Annotated in this window: 15 protein-coding genes; 6 read left to right on the forward strand and 9 right to left on the reverse strand. The window is 66.9% G+C overall.

Translation table 11 applies throughout. The annotated features are described in order from the left end of the window. Positions 1 to 66 precede the first annotated feature (66 nt). The 4 genes from DCM80_RS08050 to DCM80_RS08065 form a co-directional block, all read right to left on the reverse strand. Complete coding sequence (locus DCM80_RS08050; RefSeq protein ID WP_257196486.1) at positions 67 to 1,041, reverse strand: hypothetical protein; 975 nt, start codon at positions 1,039 to 1,041, stop codon at positions 67 to 69. Positions 1,042 to 1,289: 248 nt separating this feature from the next. Beyond that, positions 1,290 to 1,787, reverse strand: a complete 498-nt coding sequence (locus tag DCM80_RS08055) for a TPM domain-containing protein (RefSeq protein ID WP_257196487.1) — start codon at positions 1,785 to 1,787, stop codon at positions 1,290 to 1,292. Positions 1,788 to 1,792: 5 nt separating this feature from the next. After that, entirely contained in the window at positions 1,793 to 2,683 is an 891-nt protein-coding gene (locus tag DCM80_RS08060; RefSeq protein ID WP_257196488.1) for a YgcG family protein, read from the reverse strand. A 132-nt stretch (positions 2,684 to 2,815) separates the two neighbouring features. Continuing rightward, the gene (locus DCM80_RS08065; RefSeq protein WP_257196489.1) at positions 2,816 to 3,424 is read right to left on the reverse strand and encodes a LemA family protein; all 609 of its coding nucleotides are present in this window, start codon (positions 3,422 to 3,424) and stop codon (positions 2,816 to 2,818) included. A gap of 261 nt (positions 3,425 to 3,685) precedes the next feature. On the opposite strand from DCM80_RS08065, the gene DCM80_RS08070 reads away from it, so the two are divergent. The 3 genes from DCM80_RS08070 to DCM80_RS08080 are packed head-to-tail and all read left to right on the forward strand — an operon-like array spanning position 3,686 to position 6,891. Then, on the forward strand, positions 3,686 to 4,534 hold the full coding sequence (locus DCM80_RS08070) for an enoyl-CoA hydratase (protein WP_257196490.1): 849 nt from the start codon (positions 3,686 to 3,688) through the stop codon (positions 4,532 to 4,534). 5 nt (positions 4,535 to 4,539) lie between these two features. Further along, the gene (locus tag DCM80_RS08075; RefSeq protein WP_257196491.1) at positions 4,540 to 5,679 is read left to right on the forward strand and encodes an acyl-CoA dehydrogenase family protein; all 1,140 of its coding nucleotides are present in this window, start codon (positions 4,540 to 4,542) and stop codon (positions 5,677 to 5,679) included. A gap of 15 nt (positions 5,680 to 5,694) precedes the next feature. Next, on the forward strand, positions 5,695 to 6,891 hold the full coding sequence (locus DCM80_RS08080; protein ID WP_257196492.1) for an acyl-CoA dehydrogenase family protein: 1,197 nt from the start codon (positions 5,695 to 5,697) through the stop codon (positions 6,889 to 6,891). Positions 6,892 to 7,111: 220 nt separating this feature from the next. Here DCM80_RS08080 and DCM80_RS08085 read toward each other — a convergent pair whose 3' ends face one another. The 3 genes from DCM80_RS08085 to DCM80_RS08095 all read right to left on the reverse strand — a co-directional run bounded on the left by DCM80_RS08085 (position 7,112) and on the right by DCM80_RS08095 (position 11,714). Further along, positions 7,112 to 9,436, reverse strand: coding sequence for a xanthine dehydrogenase family protein molybdopterin-binding subunit (locus DCM80_RS08085; RefSeq protein ID WP_257196493.1), 2,325 nt, complete (start codon positions 9,434 to 9,436; stop codon positions 7,112 to 7,114). A gap of 130 nt (positions 9,437 to 9,566) precedes the next feature. Further along, complete coding sequence (locus DCM80_RS08090) at positions 9,567 to 10,673, reverse strand: S1C family serine protease (RefSeq protein ID WP_257196495.1); 1,107 nt, start codon at positions 10,671 to 10,673, stop codon at positions 9,567 to 9,569. Between the two features lie 165 nt (positions 10,674 to 10,838). Next, positions 10,839 to 11,714, reverse strand: a complete 876-nt coding sequence (locus tag DCM80_RS08095; protein ID WP_257197900.1) for a dihydrodipicolinate synthase family protein — start codon at positions 11,712 to 11,714, stop codon at positions 10,839 to 10,841. A 176-nt stretch (positions 11,715 to 11,890) separates the two neighbouring features. On the opposite strand from DCM80_RS08095, the gene DCM80_RS08100 reads away from it, so the two are divergent. After that, positions 11,891 to 13,027: a diguanylate cyclase gene (locus DCM80_RS08100; RefSeq protein WP_257197901.1), complete on the forward strand. Its 1,137-nt coding sequence runs from the start codon at positions 11,891 to 11,893 to the stop codon at positions 13,025 to 13,027. Between the two features lie 7 nt (positions 13,028 to 13,034). On the opposite strand, the gene DCM80_RS08105 is transcribed toward DCM80_RS08100, so the two are convergent. Next, on the reverse strand, positions 13,035 to 14,000 hold the full coding sequence (locus DCM80_RS08105) for a VOC family protein (protein ID WP_257196496.1): 966 nt from the start codon (positions 13,998 to 14,000) through the stop codon (positions 13,035 to 13,037). Between the two features lie 193 nt (positions 14,001 to 14,193). Between DCM80_RS08105 and DCM80_RS08110 the strand changes: the two genes are divergently transcribed. Together DCM80_RS08110 and DCM80_RS08115 are read left to right on the forward strand one after the other, a co-directional pair. Beyond that, positions 14,194 to 15,057, forward strand: a complete 864-nt coding sequence (locus DCM80_RS08110; RefSeq protein WP_257196497.1) for a S1C family serine protease — start codon at positions 14,194 to 14,196, stop codon at positions 15,055 to 15,057. After that, the gene (locus tag DCM80_RS08115) at positions 15,054 to 15,425 is read left to right on the forward strand and encodes a response regulator transcription factor (RefSeq protein WP_257196498.1); all 372 of its coding nucleotides are present in this window, start codon (positions 15,054 to 15,056) and stop codon (positions 15,423 to 15,425) included. The genes DCM80_RS08110 and DCM80_RS08115 overlap by 4 nt, the downstream gene beginning before the upstream one ends. Positions 15,426 to 15,446: 21 nt before the next feature. Here DCM80_RS08115 and DCM80_RS08120 read toward each other — a convergent pair whose 3' ends face one another. Continuing rightward, positions 15,447 to 16,289 (reverse strand): DsbA family protein, encoded by an 843-nt coding sequence (locus DCM80_RS08120; RefSeq protein WP_257196499.1) that lies wholly within the window; start codon positions 16,287 to 16,289, stop codon positions 15,447 to 15,449. Positions 16,290 to 16,315 lie beyond the last annotated feature (26 nt).

A 16,315-nucleotide genomic window follows, 5' to 3' on the forward strand; every position in this document is an offset into this window, starting at 1 on the left:
CCTATTCAAGCAAAAAGGCGCCTCACATGCTGGTGAAGCGCCTCTTCGAAGTCGAATATCGGACGCTCAGCGTGCGACGATCAGCCCCTTGCTGGTGACGACCACCCAGCGGCCGTCCTGGCGGCGGATCGCATCGACGCGGCCGACGCCGGGGATGGGGTCGCCGGGATAGACCTCGTAGAGGCCGTCGCGGCCCTCGATCAGCGCACCGCCGTTGCCGGCGTTGCGCAGCCGCCAGCCTTCGACCGTCGGCAGACGGCCGACCTCGGGCTTGGGGGCGGCAGCCACCGGAGCCGCTGCGGCCGCGGTCGCAACCTGGGTCGGCGCGACCGAGCCGGTGATCTCCCTCGCGGGCGCCGGAGCTGCGGCAGCCTGCGCCGGTGCGGCCGGCGGCGCGACGCGCAGCTTGTCGACCGCTTCCGACAGCTTTGCGATCCTGGCGAGCGGCTCGGCCTGCGCCTTCTCGAGCTTGTCGAGGCGGTCATTGGCGCGATTGAACTGGCTGAGACCCGTCTTCGAGCTGTGCTCGACATTGGCCTTGAGCGCGACGAGATCGGCATCGATTCGCGCGACCGAAGCATCGAGCGCGCTGGTATCGGTGACCTGCACCGGCGCCTGGGCGGGGTTTGCGAAATGCATCATGCCGGCGGTTGCGAGCGCGCCGCTGATCGCGCCGACACCGGCTGCGATCGCCACCACCGCGGCCATCGCCGACAGGCGCCGCTTGCTGCCGGCCTCGCGCGGCGCGTCCGCCTTCACATGCGGAGCAAAATCCTCGCGGTCCCAGCTGCGCTCCGAGGGCGCCATGACGATCAGCTTGCCGGGCTTCGGCTCCGGATTGCTATCGGCTTTGGGCTCGACCCTGGCTTCGATCTTCGGCACCTCGATCTTCGGTGGCTCGACCTTCACCGGGTCGGGCTTCGGCGGCGCCTCGTGGTCGGGCGCGATCGAGGGGGCGTCGATCCCGGCAGCTTCGACAGCCTGCGGCGCGGTCGCCGCGGCTTCGACGACGCTCTTGTCCTGGGCAGCCTGCTCAGCCATTGGTTCGCTCACAGTTCGAATACTCCGCTCTGCATTGACCTTTTGGTAACTTTCATTGCTTGCGAAATCCTTACCTTCGGACCCGCTTACCTAAATTTTAGGAAGTTATCCGGGGCCGAATTAGGCCGGGAAGATGGAACCGGTGTGGCGGGCGTGAAACAATTTGTAACTGGGGCAAGATGAACGGCCGCGGAATGAGGCTACACACCGGCGAGAGATCGCGCGCCCGCGCCTCACATCACAGTCCGTCACATCACGACCGGCGCATCCGGCAGCTCGTTGGCGGGTGAGGCCTGCGGCGGAAAATGCCGCGCCAATTCGCGCGACACCGCCTCGATGCCGCCGATGACGCCGCGCTCGAACCGGCCGGAGGCGAACGCCGCCTCCATGGTGTGGCAGATGCTCTCCCAGCCCGCGGCGCCCACCTTCGCGTCGATGCCGCGATCGGCGATGATCTCGACGTCGCGATCGGCGAGCAGGAGATAGATCAGGACGCCGTTGTTGTGCGCGGTGTCCCAAATGCGCAGGAGCGAGAACACGTCGAGCGCGCGCGCTCGGGCCGGCTGGTTGCGGAACAGCGGCGCGCCGTCGAGCGCGCCTTCGACCACGAAGCGGACCTGGCCGGAATGGGTGGCTTCGCCGCGCCTGACCGCCTGCTCGATGCGGGCGAGGACGTCTGGCGGAAAGATCTGCCTTGCCCGCCAATGATGCTGCACGAGATGTCTGGCAATGCGCTTGATGCTCATGACCGCTACCAGCTCCCCGAGGCGCCGCCGCCGCCGAAACTGCCGCCACCGCCGCTGAAGCCGCCGCTGCTCGACGATCCGCTGCTCCAGCCGCCTCCCGACGAGCCGCTCGACCAGGAGCCGCCGCGCGAGCGGCCGGTGCCCGGCGTGATCGCCGAGAACAGGTCGGCGATGAAACCGATGATGAAGCCGAGGACGCCCAGCGCGAGGGCCAATGCGAACGACCCGAGAATGAACCAGGTCAGCATCGCGATGATGCCGCCGGTCGCCAGCGATCCAAGCAGCCGTCCCAGCATGGCGCGGAAGGCGCCGCCGATGCCCACCGAGACGAACAGCGTGACGATAGCGAGCGGTGCGAGATCGTCGAGACTGCCGAAGTTCACGGTCGGAGACGGAACCGGCAAGGGCTCTCCTTCGATCACCCGCATCATGCGATCGACGCCATCGGAGATGCCGGCGGAGAAATCGCCTGCCCTGAACTTCGGCGTGATGACCTCATCGATGATCCGCCGCGACGTGACGTCGGTCAGAGCGCCTTCGAGGCCGTAACCGACCTCGATGCGCAAGTGCCGGTCGCTCTTGGCGACGACGAGGATCGCGCCATCGTCGACCTTCTTGCGGCCGATCTTCCAGGCCTCCGCCACCCGGATCGAGAACTGCTCGATCGTCTCCGGCTGCGTGGTCGGCACGATCAGGACGGCGATCTGGCTGCCCTTGCGGCTCTCGAAGTCCTGCAGCTTTTGCGACAGCGCGGCAATGTCGCCGCTGGAGAGCGTGTCGGTCTGATCGACCACGCGGCCGGTGAGCTCCGGAACGGCGACGTCGGCGGAGGCTGGGATCGCGAAGGTGAGCAGCAGTGCGAACACCACAAGCGCCGACCACACTTTCGCTGTCATCGCCCGGCTTGACCGGGCGATCCAGTATTCCAGAGACGCCAGCGAACTGCGGAGGAGCCGCGGCGTACTGGATTCCCCGCTTTCGCGGGGAATGACAGTGGTGGGTTGGGCTCGCATCTGAGTCGAACGCGCTTACTTCGACGGCGCAGGTGCCGGATTGAAATCCACCTTCGGCGCGGTCGAGATCGCCTTCTCGTTCTCGACCGAGAAGTTCGGCTTTTCCTTGTAGCCGAACACCATCGCGGTGAGGTTGCTCGGGAAGGAGCGGATGGTGACGTTGTAATCCTGCACCGACTTGATGTAGCGGTTGCGCGCTACCGTGATGCGGTTCTCGGTCCCCTCCAGCTGCGACATCAAGTCCTTGAACAGGGCGTCGGACTTCAGCTGCGGATAGTTTTCGGTCACGACCAGCAGCCGCGACAGCGCGCTGGAGAGCTCGCCCTGGGCCGCCTGGAACTTCTGGAAGGCGGCGGGATCGTTCAGCACCTCGGGCGTCGCCTGGATGCTGCCGACCTTGGCGCGTGCGTTGGTGACGCCGAGCAGCACGTCCTTCTCCTGCTGCGCAAAGCCCTTCACCGAGTTGACAAGATTGGGCACGAGGTCGGCACGGCGCTGATACTGGTTCACGACCTCGGACCAGGCGGCCTTGATCTGCTCGTCCTCGCTCTGGATCGCGTTGTAGCCGCAATTGGTGAGGCTTAGCGAGGCCAGCGCCGCCAGCACGGTCAGGATCTTGCGCATTAAATTTCTCCCGGTGGAATCTGGCGCAAACTACCAGATGAGACCTGCAAGACGCCAGCATCCCAACGTCATTCCGGAGCGATGCCCAGCATCGAGCTAGGGTGCGCCCTTGCGCACCCGAGAATCTCGAGATTTCGCTTCGCGCCCCGGAATGACGGCATGGATCAGCGCGCCCCAGCCGACTGACGCAAGCCTCTTGCCTCGCACGGGCCGACATAGTCAACTCCCCGCAACAAGACGAAAATCGTCAGAGGGAACGCGATGACCTCGTTCGAGACCATCCTCGTGGAGCGGCCCGAGCCTGATATCACCCGGGTCGTGATGAACAGGCCCGAGGCGCGCAACGCGCAGAACCTGCAGATGACCTACGACCTCAACGCCGCCTTCGACGCGGCGGTGCAGGACGATGCGGTCAAGGTGATCATTCTCGCCGGCAGCGGCCCGCATTTCTCCTCCGGCCACGATCTGCGTCCCGGCGGCAAGAATGCGGCCGGCGTCGATTTCCCGCCGATCGGAAAGTGGGGCGGTTTCGCCGAGCCGAACGCCCATGGCCGCTTCGCGCGCGAGCAGGAAATCTATCTCCAGATCACCCGGCGCTGGCGCAATCTGGCGAAACCCACCATCGCCGAGGTGCATGGCAAGTGCATCGCCGGCGGGCTGATGCTGGCCTGGGCCTGCGATCTCATCGTCGCCAGCGACGACGCGCAATTCTGCGACCCCGTCGTCACCATGGGCGTCTGCGGCGTCGAATGGTTCGTGCATCCCTGGGAGCTGGGCCCGCGCAAGGCCAAGGAATTCCTGTTCACCGCCGACAATTGGAGCGCGCAGGAGGCGCACCAGCTCGGCATGGTCAACCGGGTCGTGCCGCGCGCGGAGCTCTCATCGCGCGTGCTGGAGCTGGCGCGCCGGATCGCGGCCAAGCCGTCCTTCGCGCTGAAGATGACCAAGGAAGCCGTCAACCGCTCGGTCGACGTGATGGGCCAGCCCGCCGCGATCGACCAGGCCTTCGCGCTGCATCAGCTCTGCCATGCCCACAATCTTCAGGAGTTCGGCATGATCGTCGATCCCTCCGGCCTGCATCCCTCCGTGCGCAAGCCGGCGGCGGAGTAAACGACATGGATCTCAATCTCAGTGACGAGCAAAAGCTGCTGCGCGACAGCGCGGAGCGCTTCGTGGCGGGCAGCTACGATGCCGCTCACCGCCGCAAGATGGCGAACGATCCGCTCGGTTTCAGTCCCGCGGTGTGGAAGCAATTCGCCGAGCTAGGCTGGCTGGCGCTGCCGCTGCCCGAGGAGTTCGACGGGCTCGGCGGCGGCGCGGTCGAGATCGGCATTTTGATGGAAGCCTTCGGCCGCGGGCTGGTGTCGGAGCCCTATGTGGCGACCGTGGTGCTGGGCGCCGCACTGATCGCCAGATGCGGCAGCCATGAGCAGAAGCAATCGAGCCTGCCCAAGGTCGCGGACGGATCGCTGAAGCTCGCATTCGCGCATTCCGAGCGCGCGGCGCGGTTCGACCTCGCCAAGGTCGCGACATCGGCGACCAAGACGGCGCAGGGCTGGCGCCTGTCCGGCAGCAAGATCGCGGTGCTCGACGGCCATGCCGCCGACGAGATCATCGTCTCCGCCCTCATGCACGACCATCATGGCCCTTCGGGACGGATCGGCCTGTTCGCGATGCCGGCAACCGCGCCGGGCCTTGCGATCTCCGACTACGCGCGCCTCGGCGGCGGGCGTGCCTGCAACATCGAGCTGTCCGACGTGCAACTGCCCGAAGACGCCCTGCTCGGCGACGGCCACGACGCGCTGCCGGCGATCGAATGGGCCGTCGATCGCGCCCTGGCCGCGCTCGGTGCCGAAGCCGTCGGCATCATGCAGACGCTGCTCGACACCACGCTCGAATACACCAAGATCCGGAAGCAGTTCGGCCGGCCGCTCTCGGCCAACCAGGTGATCCGCCACCGGCTCGCCGACATGGCCATGCAGGTCGACGAGGCGCGCTCGATGGCGCTGCGCGCCGCGCTGAAGGTGGACGCTGCGCCGACCGAGCGCGCCCGGGCGGCGTCGGGCGCGAAGGCGAAGATCGGCAGATGCGCCCGCTTCGTCGGCGAGCAGTCGATCCAGCTCCATGGCGGCATGGGCGTCACCGAGGAGCTGGAGGTCGGCGCCTATTTCAAGCGCCTCGTCGCCTTCGACACGCTGTTCGGCGGCAGCGCGCATCACTATGCCCGCCACGCCGAACTTGGCCGCAAGGCCTGACACCGGGAGAGCATCATGGACCTCAGTTTCAATGCCGAGGAGCGCGCCTTCCAGAACGAGGTACGCGGCTTCATCGCCAGCAATCTCACCGAGGAGATGAAGCGCGCGAGTGCTCTGACCCCGTCGGTGTTCTCCGACCCCGATATCGGCATGGCCTGGCAGCGCGCGCTGCACGCCCAGGGCTGGGGCGCGCCGGGCTGGCCGGTCGAATATGGCGGGCCGGGCTGGACCCCGGCGCAACGCTGGATCTTCGAAACCGAATGCGCGCGGGCCGGCGTGCCCAATGTGAACGTGATGGGCGTGAAGATGGTCGGGCCCGTCATCATCGGCTTCGGCTCGCCGGAGCAGAAGAACTTCTACCTGCCGCGGATTCTCTCCGGCGAGGATTATTGGTGCCAGGGCTATTCCGAGCCGGGCTCGGGCTCCGACCTTTCCTCGCTGAAGACGCGCGCGGTGCGCGACGGCGACGAATACGTCATCAACGGCACCAAGATCTGGACCACGCACGCGCACCATGCCAACCGCATGTTCGCGCTGGTGCGCACCGGCGACGGTCCCAGGCAGCAGGACGGCATCAGCTTCATCCTGATCGACATGAAGACGCCGGGCATCACCACCCGTCCCATTCTCACCATCGGCGGCGACCACGAGGTCAACCAGGTGTTCTTCGACGATGTCCGCGTGCCCGCCGCCAACCGCGTCGGCGAGGAAGGCAAGGGCTGGACCTACGGCAAATATTTGCTGGAGTTCGAGCGCGGCGCGGGCATCGCTTCGGCCAAGTTGCGCGAGGGCTTGAGGGCGATCGCGGACCTTGCCGAGTCGGACCTGACCGGACGCGCCATCGACAGCCCCGATATCGCAACGCGCATCTCCGAGGTCGAGGTTGACATCGACGCGCTGGAGATGACCGAGCTGCGCGTGCTCTCGGCGCTGCAGACCGGACAGAATCCCGGCGCGGTGTCGTCGATCCTGAAGCTGCGCAACAGCGAGATCCGCCAGGCCGTGACGCGGCTCGGCGCCGACGTGATCGGCCACGACGCGCTTCACGTCGAGCCGATGCGCCCGCTCTACAAGCTCAACCACGAGCCTGTTATCCCTGAGGAGATGCTGACGATGGTGCCGGAATATCTCAACGGCCGCGCCTACACCATCTTCGGCGGCACCTCGGAGATCCAGCGCGACATCATCGCGAAGATGATGCTGGGGATTTGACGCTTGTAGCCCGGATGGAGCGACTTACTCGGTGTCGTCCCCGCCTAGCGCGCAATTGCGCACGGGGGCGGGGACCCAACCACAGGAAGGTGTGGTTACGGGGACTCGGGGTGTGAACAGCTTCGCGCCACACTCCGCCCTGTGGTTATGGGTCCCGGGCTCGCGCTTTGCGCGCCCCGGGACGAGAGTTGCGTGTGTGGTGGCAGCCCGCGCGACAACGCTACCCAGCCGCCCTCGCGTCCCGGATCGCCTGCCACACTTTCTGCGGCGTCAGCGGCGTGTTCAGCTGGGTGATGCCGAGCTCGGCGAGCGCGTCCATCACGCCGTTGGTGACGCAGGGCGGCCCGCCGATGGCGCCGGATTCGCCGCAGCCCTTGGCGCCGAGCGGATTGGTGCGGCAGGGCGCGGAATCATCCAGCGTCACCACGATCGGCGGCACGTCGTCGGCGCGCGGGATGCAATAATCCTGGTAGCTCGCGGTCAGCAGCTGGCCGTCGGCGTCGTAGGAGACGCCTTCGTACAGCGCCTGGCCGATGCCTTGGGCGACACCGCCATGGATCTGTCCGGTCACCAGCATCGGGTTCACCGCGACGCCGACGTCGTCGACCGTGGTGTAGCGCACGACCTTGGACACGCCGGTCTCGGGGTCGATCTCGACCTCGCAGATATGAGTGCCGTTTGGCCAGCTCGGACCGTCCACCTCGCCCTCGGAATCGACGCTGAGCTTGGCGCCGCCCTCCTTCTCGGCGAGATCGAACAGGCTGATGCGGCGGTCGGTGCCGACCACCGTAAGCATGCCGCCCTGATATTCGATGTCCTCGATCGAGGTCTCCAGCACGTTGGCCGCCTTTTCGCGCGCCTTCTGAATCAGATCGTTGGAGGAAACCGCGACCGCGGTGCCGCCGACGAACAGCGAGCGCGAGCCGACGCTGCCAAAACCCGTGGCGAGATCGGTGTCGCCCTGCACCACGTCGATCTTGTCCATGGGGATGCCGAGCGTGTCGGAGATCATCTGGGTGTAGGTGGTCTGCAGGCCCTGCCCCATCGCCATGGTGCCGGAATGCAGCACGACCCGCCCTTGCGAGGTCGCTTGCAACGTGACCTTTTCGGTATGCGCGCGGCCGCCGGTCCATTCGATGTAGGAGGTGAGCCCGCGGCCGTAGAGCAGGCCCTTCTTTTTCGCCGCCTTTTTGCGCGCGGCAAAGCCGTCCCAATCGGCGAGCTTCACCGCGCGGTCGAGCATGTGCGCGAAGGCGCCGGAATCGTAGACCTGGCCGGCGGCATTGGTGTAGGGCAGCTGCGCCGGCTTGATGTAATTAGCCTTGCGGATCGCGCGCGGATCCATGCCGATTTTTCGCGCAGCGGCGTCGAACAGGCGCTCGACGATGAACACCGCCTCGGGGCGGCCGGCGCCGCGATAGGCGCCCACCGGCGCGGTGTGGGTCATCACCGACTGCACCTCGAAATGCACCAGCGGCAGATCGTAGACCCCGGTCTGCACGAACGGCCCGAGCACCAGCGGGATGATGTTGGCCGCTCCGGAAGAATAGGCGCCGGTGCAGCCGATCGACTTGACGCGATAGGCCAGCACCTTGCCCTTCTCATCCAGCGCGAAAGACGCGGTCGAGGTGAGATCCCGGCCATGGGTGCCGCCGACGAATTCGTCGGTGCGGTCGCCGCGCCAGCGGATCTTCTTATTGAGCTTGGTTGCGGCATAGGCGACGATGCCGTCTTCCGGATAGAGGTTGGTCTTCTGGCCGAAGCCGCCGCCGATGTCGCCGACCAGGACGCGGACGCTGTCCTTGGGACGCTTGAGCACGGCTTCCGCCAGCACGTCGCGGGTCGAGGCCGGCGTCTGCGACTGCACGTGCAGCAGCAGGCGTCCCGTCTTCTTGTCGATCTCCGCGATGGTCGAGCGCGGCTCCATCGCGGAGGGAACGAGGCGCTGGCTGACCAGATCGAGCTCGACAACATGCGCCGCCTTGGCGAAGGCCTCGTCGACCTTAGCGGCATCGCCGTAAGACATCGCGCCGACGATGTTGTCGGGCGCCTCCGGCCACACCACGGGCGCGCCGGGCTTGACGGCCTCGACCGGATCGACCACCGCGGGCAGCACGTCGTACTCGATCACGATCGCTTCGGCCGCGCTCTGCGCCTCCACCCGCGAGGACGCCACCACCGCGGCCACAGCCTCGCCGGCATAGCGCACGACCTCATGGGCCAGCAGCCGGCGCGGCGGCACCGTCATGGGCTTGCCGTCGGGACGCTTGAAGATGTTCAGGGTCGGGATCGCGCCGATGTCGTCCTTGACGAGATCGGCGCCGGTATAGATCGCGGTGACGCCGGGCATCCCGGCCGCGGCGGCAGTGTCGATCGAGACGATCCTGGCGTGGGCGTGCGGCGAGCGCAGCACGTGCAGCCACAGCGCGCCGTCGGCCGGCTTGTCGTCGATGAACTGTCCCTTCCCGGTGAGCAGCCGCTGGTCTTCCAAACGCTTGACGGGCTGCCCCGCTCCGAAACGCAAATTGCCGGGAAGAATGTTCATTCCGCTGTGTCCTCGAAATCCGCAAAAACGACCGCGGCGGTTTTAACGGATTTTGCGGGCCAGACAACCGAGCCCCGGCACATCAGCAATGCGCCTCCGAACCCCTTGCGGCTGCTTGCGGATCGGCCGGCTAGGACCTGTCGATATCGATGATGCCTACATCCACATCACGGCTGTCCGAGCCACGCTTGACCGTGAGCCGGACGGTCTTGCCCGCCCCGGCCTGCTCCAGCGCGTCGGTCAGGTCGGAGAGGCGCCGAACCGGCTTGCCTTCGGCCGCGGTGATGATGTCTCCGACTGCTCCCGTCGAAAAGTTGACGCCGCGAATCCCCGCCCGCTCGGCCGGGCTGCCGGGGGCGGTCCGCACCACGATCACGCCCTCGACGCCGAGCCGGGTGGAAACATCCTCGCCGGCGGCCACGATGCCGATGCCGGGCGTCGGCACCCGGCCGTTGCGGATGAGCTCGGGGACGATCCGGTTCACGACGTCGACCGGCACCGCGAAGCCGATGCCGGCGTTCGAGCCGGACGGCGATATGATCGCGGTCGTGACACCGATCAGACGGCCGGCGGAATCCAGCAAGGGACCGCCTGAATTGCCGGGGTTGATCGCGGCATCGGTCTGGATGACGTTGGCGATCTCCCGGCCGCCATGGGTCGGAAGCCTGCGCTTGAGCGCGCTGATGATGCCAGAGGTCATCGATTGATCTAGCCCGAACGGATTGCCGATCGCAAAGGCGGCTTGCCCGACCTTCAGGTCGCTCGAGCTGCCGAGTCCCACGGGCGCCGGCAGCTCGCGCACGCTGCGGATCCGCAGCACCGCGAGATCGTAGTTGGGGGCCCTGCCGACGAGGTCCACCTGCGCGACCTCTCCCGACGCAAAGCGCACGGCGATCTCGCTGCCGTTGGCGACGACGTGATTGTTCGTCACGAGATGACCCTCGCGGTCCCAGACGAAGCCCGTGCCGGACGCGCCGCCGCCACCCTGGCCTTCGTCGCCCATGAGAGGACTGGCGGCCGATTTCACGGCGACTTGAACGACCGAGGGTGACACGCGCTCGAAGATATCGATGGTCGCCTTTTCGCCATCCGACAGCGGCCCGCGCTGCTCGATGGCGCGCGCGGACGGCGCCGCCCACGGGACATAGGAGATCGGGACATGCAGGACCTTCGCGGCCGTGACGGCGAGCAGCAGGGCGGCGAAGGCTGCCGCGGCAATCGCATAGCGACGGTTCATGGGTAATCACCGTATCTTGTGCTGGATGCGGGCTCTGAGGTGCACATGCGTGGGCGACAGAGGTCGCTCACGCGGCAACGCCGCAAGCGCACGGAAGTTTCTCTGTCAGGTAAGAGCCATTTTGCCCCCGACAGGTCGCCGGGGCAAATTGCCGCGTGGCAAGCGCTATGTCAGCTCGCGCAAAGCCGTCTCCACGACCTTGCGCGCCTCGGCGGTCAGCGGTGCCTGCGGCGGCACGGGGTCGCCGACATCGTAGCCCTGGATCGCGAGCCCGGCCTTGATGCAGGCGGCGAGGTTGAAGCGCGCGAAGGCTTCGTTGATGCGCCACAGCCTGCGCTGGAGCACCATCGCCTCGTTCCAGCGACCGGCCTTGCAGAGCTCGTAGAGCGCAACGCTCTGGCGCGGAATGATGCAGGCCGGGCCCGCCATCCAGCCGAGGCCGCCGATCAGCATCACCGCGGCCGGGATATGGGCGGAGGCCGAGAACACCCGCAAGGCATCCCCGCACCGGTTCATGATCGAGAGCAGCCGGCCGGTGTTGGTCGAGGCGTCCTTGATGTAGCCGATGCGCGGATGCTCGGCGAGGCGCGCGATGGTGTCGAGGGTGAGATCGGAGCGCTGGAATTGCGGGTTGGTGTAGATGACGACGGGAATGTCGACGGCATCCGCAATGGCGCGGAAATAGGATTCGACCTGGGCATCAGTGAGCGGGAAATACGCTTCCAGGATCGCCAGGATGCCGTCGGCCCCACACTTCTGGTAGGCTTGCGCCTGCGCCACCGCATCCGCAGTCGAGGTCGAGGCGACGCCGGCGATCACCGGCACGCGGCCCTCGGCGGCCTCGATCGTGGTCTGCACGACAGAGGCGCGTTGGGCGGCATTGAGATAGGCGAACTCGCCGGTCGAGCCCAGCGGCGTCAACCCGTGCACGCCGGCGCCGATCAGGTCGTTGCAGAGCCTGCCGAGGACTTCGGTGCGCACATTGCCGCCGGCATCGACGGGCGAGACGAGATAGGGGAAGACGCCGTGGAATTCGGACATGTCGGTCGATGGTCCAAGCATCGGAGCCCGCCAAAGACCCCGTTGATTGCTGCTAACATGTGAGGAAATCGCCAGCAAGGCGGGCATTGACCAGTTCTTAAGGATGTTGCGAACTGGCCATGATGCCGCGCCCATCGCCCTACTCCGTATTAGGGAGTGATGACGATGGTGCCCGCATGCCTCTCACAATGCTGTCCAGGTATCTGCATCCCGATCCGCGCATCCGGCGCGAGCTCGTCGATCTCCTGTACACGTCATTGCCGCAAGTGTCCGCCATCGGCGTGACATCCGTAACGGGCGCCGTGGCGCTGACGGCCATGAGCGGTGACATAGGCTATGCCGTCATTTCGGGACTAATCTTCGTCACCGCGGCCGCCCGCATCTATTCCCTGCTTCGCTACAAATCTCGCGCGGCGCAATTCTCCGACGCAGACGTGGTTCGCTGGGAGCGGCTCTACGGCGCCGGCGCGTCGGCGTTCGGCCTTGCGCTAGGCCTGCTCTCCTATCGTGCGCTCGAACTCGACGACGACCCAGGCGCGTGGATCGCGTTCGGCCTCTCGATGTCGTTCTGCGTCGGCATGGTCTCGCGCGCCGCGATCCGCCCCTGGATCATCCTGAACACAGCCGCCATCCTCCTGCTGCCGACGATCGTCGGCGGCCTGCTCCGACCCGAATTCGCCTACAAGATCGGCGCGATCATGCTGGTGTTCTTCTGGCTGACCCTGCGTGAGGCCTCCAAGCACCTGTCTGCCGCGTTCGTCGAACGCGTCGAGGCCAAGCATCGGCTGGCGCGGCAGGCCACGCACGACTTTCTCACGGGATTGCCGAACCGCGCCGCGTTCTTCCAGGCCCTGGCCGAGACGCGCAGCGATTTCGCGATCGTCGCCATCGATCTCGACGGCTTCAAGCCCATCAACGACCGTCACGGCCATCAGGCCGGCGACGATCTGCTGCGCCAAGTGGCCGAGCGGCTGGCGTCGTGCGTCGGCAACACCGGCATCGCGGCACGCTTTGGCGGCGACGAATTCATGATGCTCCGGCCTGTCAGGGCCGGCGAAGCCGGTCGTGAGGAGGCGTTCGCGCTGGCGCGTCAGGCCATTGGCGAGCTGTCGATGCCGTTCCTGCTGACGGACATTCCGGTCTGCATTGGCGCAAGCGCCGGCATTCTCGTCAGTACCGGGACCATCACTGCGGGCTCGGCCTCGCAGTTGCTGGAACGGGTCGACCGTGCGCTCTATACGGCAAAGCGTGCGGGAGGCGGACGTTGCGTCTGGTCGGACGAATACGCCGGCGTCCAGCGCGCGGCAGGCTGAACAACTATCAAACCTTGAGCAAGCGTATCCGCGTGCCCCAGGGATCGACCGCCTCCAGCCCGCCCCCAAGCGCCGTGACTTTCGCGCCGGCCTTGCGCAGGCGCTGCTCCTGGGCGGCGACAATGTCCGGCTTGTCGGTCACCAGCGAGAACCAGGCCAGGCCGGTCGTCTGATCGTCGCGCTGGCCCGCGCCCTGGCTCTGCCAGACGTTGATGCCGAGGTGATGATGATAGCGGCCGGACGACAGGAACGTCGCGCCGCTGCGGCTGCGGGTCGGATCGAGACCGATCGCGCCATGATAGAAATTGCCGGCCTGCGCGAGATCGCCGACCCGCAGATGCATGTGACCGATGCGCAGGCCCTCGGGCGCCCCGGCATAATCGGGCACGCGTGGATTGGTCAGCGAGAGCAGGTCAGGAATGTCGAGCTCGTCGGCCGCCATCTTCACGCTGCCCTCGCTCCACTGCCATTGCGAGGGATCGCGATCGGCATAGACCTCGATGCCGTTGCCTTCGGGATCGTCGAGATAGACGGATTCGCTGACGAGGTGATCGGCAAAGCCCGACAGCTTCACGCGGTGCGAAGCGGCGTGGACCAGCCAGCGCGCCAGGTCCTTGCGGGTCGGCATCAGGAAGGCGGTGTGATAGAGGCCGGCGGCGTTGCGCGGCTCGATCGCCGCATCGGGCCGGGCCTCCAACACCACCAGCGTGACGCCACCCGTGCCGAGCTTTGCCGCAGTCGCCGACCGCTCCATCACGGTGAGGCCGATCACGTCGCGATAATAATCCGCGATCGTGCCGAGGTGCTTCACCCGCAGCGTCACCATGCCGACCCGCATCGGCGTGCGGCTGGCATATGTCGGCCCGCCGCCTTGCTGCATGCCTTCGGCGCGTGCCGCCGCCGTGGCGGCCGCCGCAAGCGAGGTCGCGCCGGCGAGTTGCAGCAGGGTGCGGCGGGTGAGGTCGACGGTCATGACGGCTCGCAATCCTTTAGCAATCTTGGGGCCACGGGGCGCAATCCCGGGATTGCTACACGTTCTCGTGAGGCGCTCCCAATCACATGTTCGTCGGCCATTGTCTTAACGAGGCCGTCCCTGTCCTGGCCACCCGGCCAGTTTCGCAATTGCCCGCGACATCCCAGATTGAGGGCAATCACAGGAGCACGCCATGACTGATAGCCCCCTGTCGTCACTGTCATCCGCCCTCGCGGACGTGGTGGCGCGCACCGCACCCTCGATCGTCTCCGTGCGTTCGCATCGCTTTCGCTCGACCGGCTTCGTCTGGAAGCCGGGCCTGATCGTCACCGCGGACGAGGCGCTGGCCGACGAGAGCGAGGTCGAGATCGGCCTGCCGGACGGCCGCACGAGTCCCGCCACGATCGCCGGCCGCGACCACACCACCGACATCGCGCTGCTGCGCGCCGACATCGCTTCCACCCCGGCCAAGCTCGCGACAATTGTCCCGCCGCTGGGCGCATTATCAGTCGTGGTCGCGACGAACCGCGACACGCCGAGCGCGGCGCTCGGGATGGTGTCGGCGTCCGGCAGCGGCTGGCGCTCCCTGCGCGGCGGTGAGATCGATGCGCGGATCGAGCTCGATGTCCGCCTGCGCGACAGCCAGCAGGGCGGCCTTGCGCTTGATGCCTCGGGACAAGCCTTCGGCATGGCGGTGCTCGGCCCGCGGCGCGTGCTGGTGATCCCGACGGCGACGATCGAGCGGGTCGCCTCCCAGCTGGAGGCGCGCGGCCGCATCGCGCGCGGCTATCTCGGCCTCGGGCTGCAGCCGGTGCGACTCGACGACGGCGTCGGCGCGATGGTGATGAATGTCGACAAGGCCGGACCGTCGGCCGCAGCCGGCATCCGTCAGGGCGACGTGATCGTCGCGGTCAACGGCCAGAAGCTGTCCGGCGTGCGCGCGCTGTCGCGGACGCTGGGACCTTCGAGCGTCGGCGCGGTGATCGACCTCGCGGTGCACCGTGGCGGCGAGCCGGCCGGCTTCAAGGTCACGATCGGCGAGAGGCCGGAGACGTGAGTGAAGACAGCTCCCCGGAGATCGTGGTGTCCCTGGAGATCGACGATCCCGCGCTCGCGGGCCGCCTGGCGAAGCTGCTCGGCAATGTCGCCGGGCTACGCCTTGCCGCGCCCGGCGAATCTGCCGAGGCGACGATCGTCGCGCGTGATCCGCGCATCATGCCTGACGACATCGCACTGACGCAGCGTGAGCTCGACGTGCTGGCACTGATGGCCGAGGGTGCCTCCAACAAGATGATCGCGCGCCGGCTCGGCATCTCCGTGCACACCGTCAAGTTCCATGTCGGCTCGCTGCTCGACAAGCTCGATGCCACCGGCCGCACCGATGCGGTGGCTCACGCCGCACGTCGCGGCGTGATCGAGCTGTAGGCTCAGTGCGCGCTCAGGCGATCAAGGTACCTTCGCGGACTGAATGCGCGCTTTCAGGGCTGCGGCGCCGACCGCGCCGGGGATCACGCTGTCACCGACGAGATAGCCGGGCGTTCCGTTGATGCCGAGAGCCGAGGCGAGGCGCATGTTCTGCTGCAAGGCCTCGCTTACCTCGGCGCTGGCCGCATTCTTCTCGATTTCCCCGGCGTTGAAGCCGAGATCGGCAGCGACCGCGAGCGCCGCGGCCCGATCGACCCGGCCCTGCGTCGCCATCAGGCGGCGATGAAATTCGAGCGTTTCGGCGGCGCTGGGATGATGCATCTGCAGCGCGATCGCGACCTTGGCGGCTTCGACGGAGTCGTGGCCCAGGATCGGGAGTTCCTTGAGCACGATGCGCACGTTCGGCTCGTCGGCGATCAGCGCCAGCGTGTCGCCCAGGGCCTTGCGACAATAGCCGCAGTTGAAGTCGTAGAACTCGACCAAAGTGCGGGCGCCTTCGGCGGCGCCGAGGGTCGTCTGCAGCGGCGCGGTGTACAGCGCCTTGGCGTTGTCACTGATCACCTGCCTGATGTTGCCCGCCGCAGGCGTCGGGGCGGTCTGCGCGGCGGCGTTGCGCTTGGCAATGAGGGCTACGAGCGCAGCGCGAATCGCCTCGGGGTGATCGGCCAGGTATTTTTCGATTGCCGGGCCGAGGGCTTCCGGGTGCGCGGCGAGATATTGCTGGATGGCCTCGTCGACGTCCCTGCGTTGCATCTCTGCGTGCGCCGCGCTCGGCACCGCAATAGCGGCAGCGACGAAGATGCCCAGCGCGGCTCCGTGGAGCCGGTGTAACGCAAGCCTTGGTCTGTCGATCATCGTTGGCATTGCCGAATTCCTCCACTTACCTCTCA

It is taken from the genome of Bradyrhizobium sp. WBOS08 (assembly GCF_024585125.1).
GTDB lineage: Bacteria > Pseudomonadota > Alphaproteobacteria > Rhizobiales > Xanthobacteraceae > Bradyrhizobium > Bradyrhizobium japonicum_B.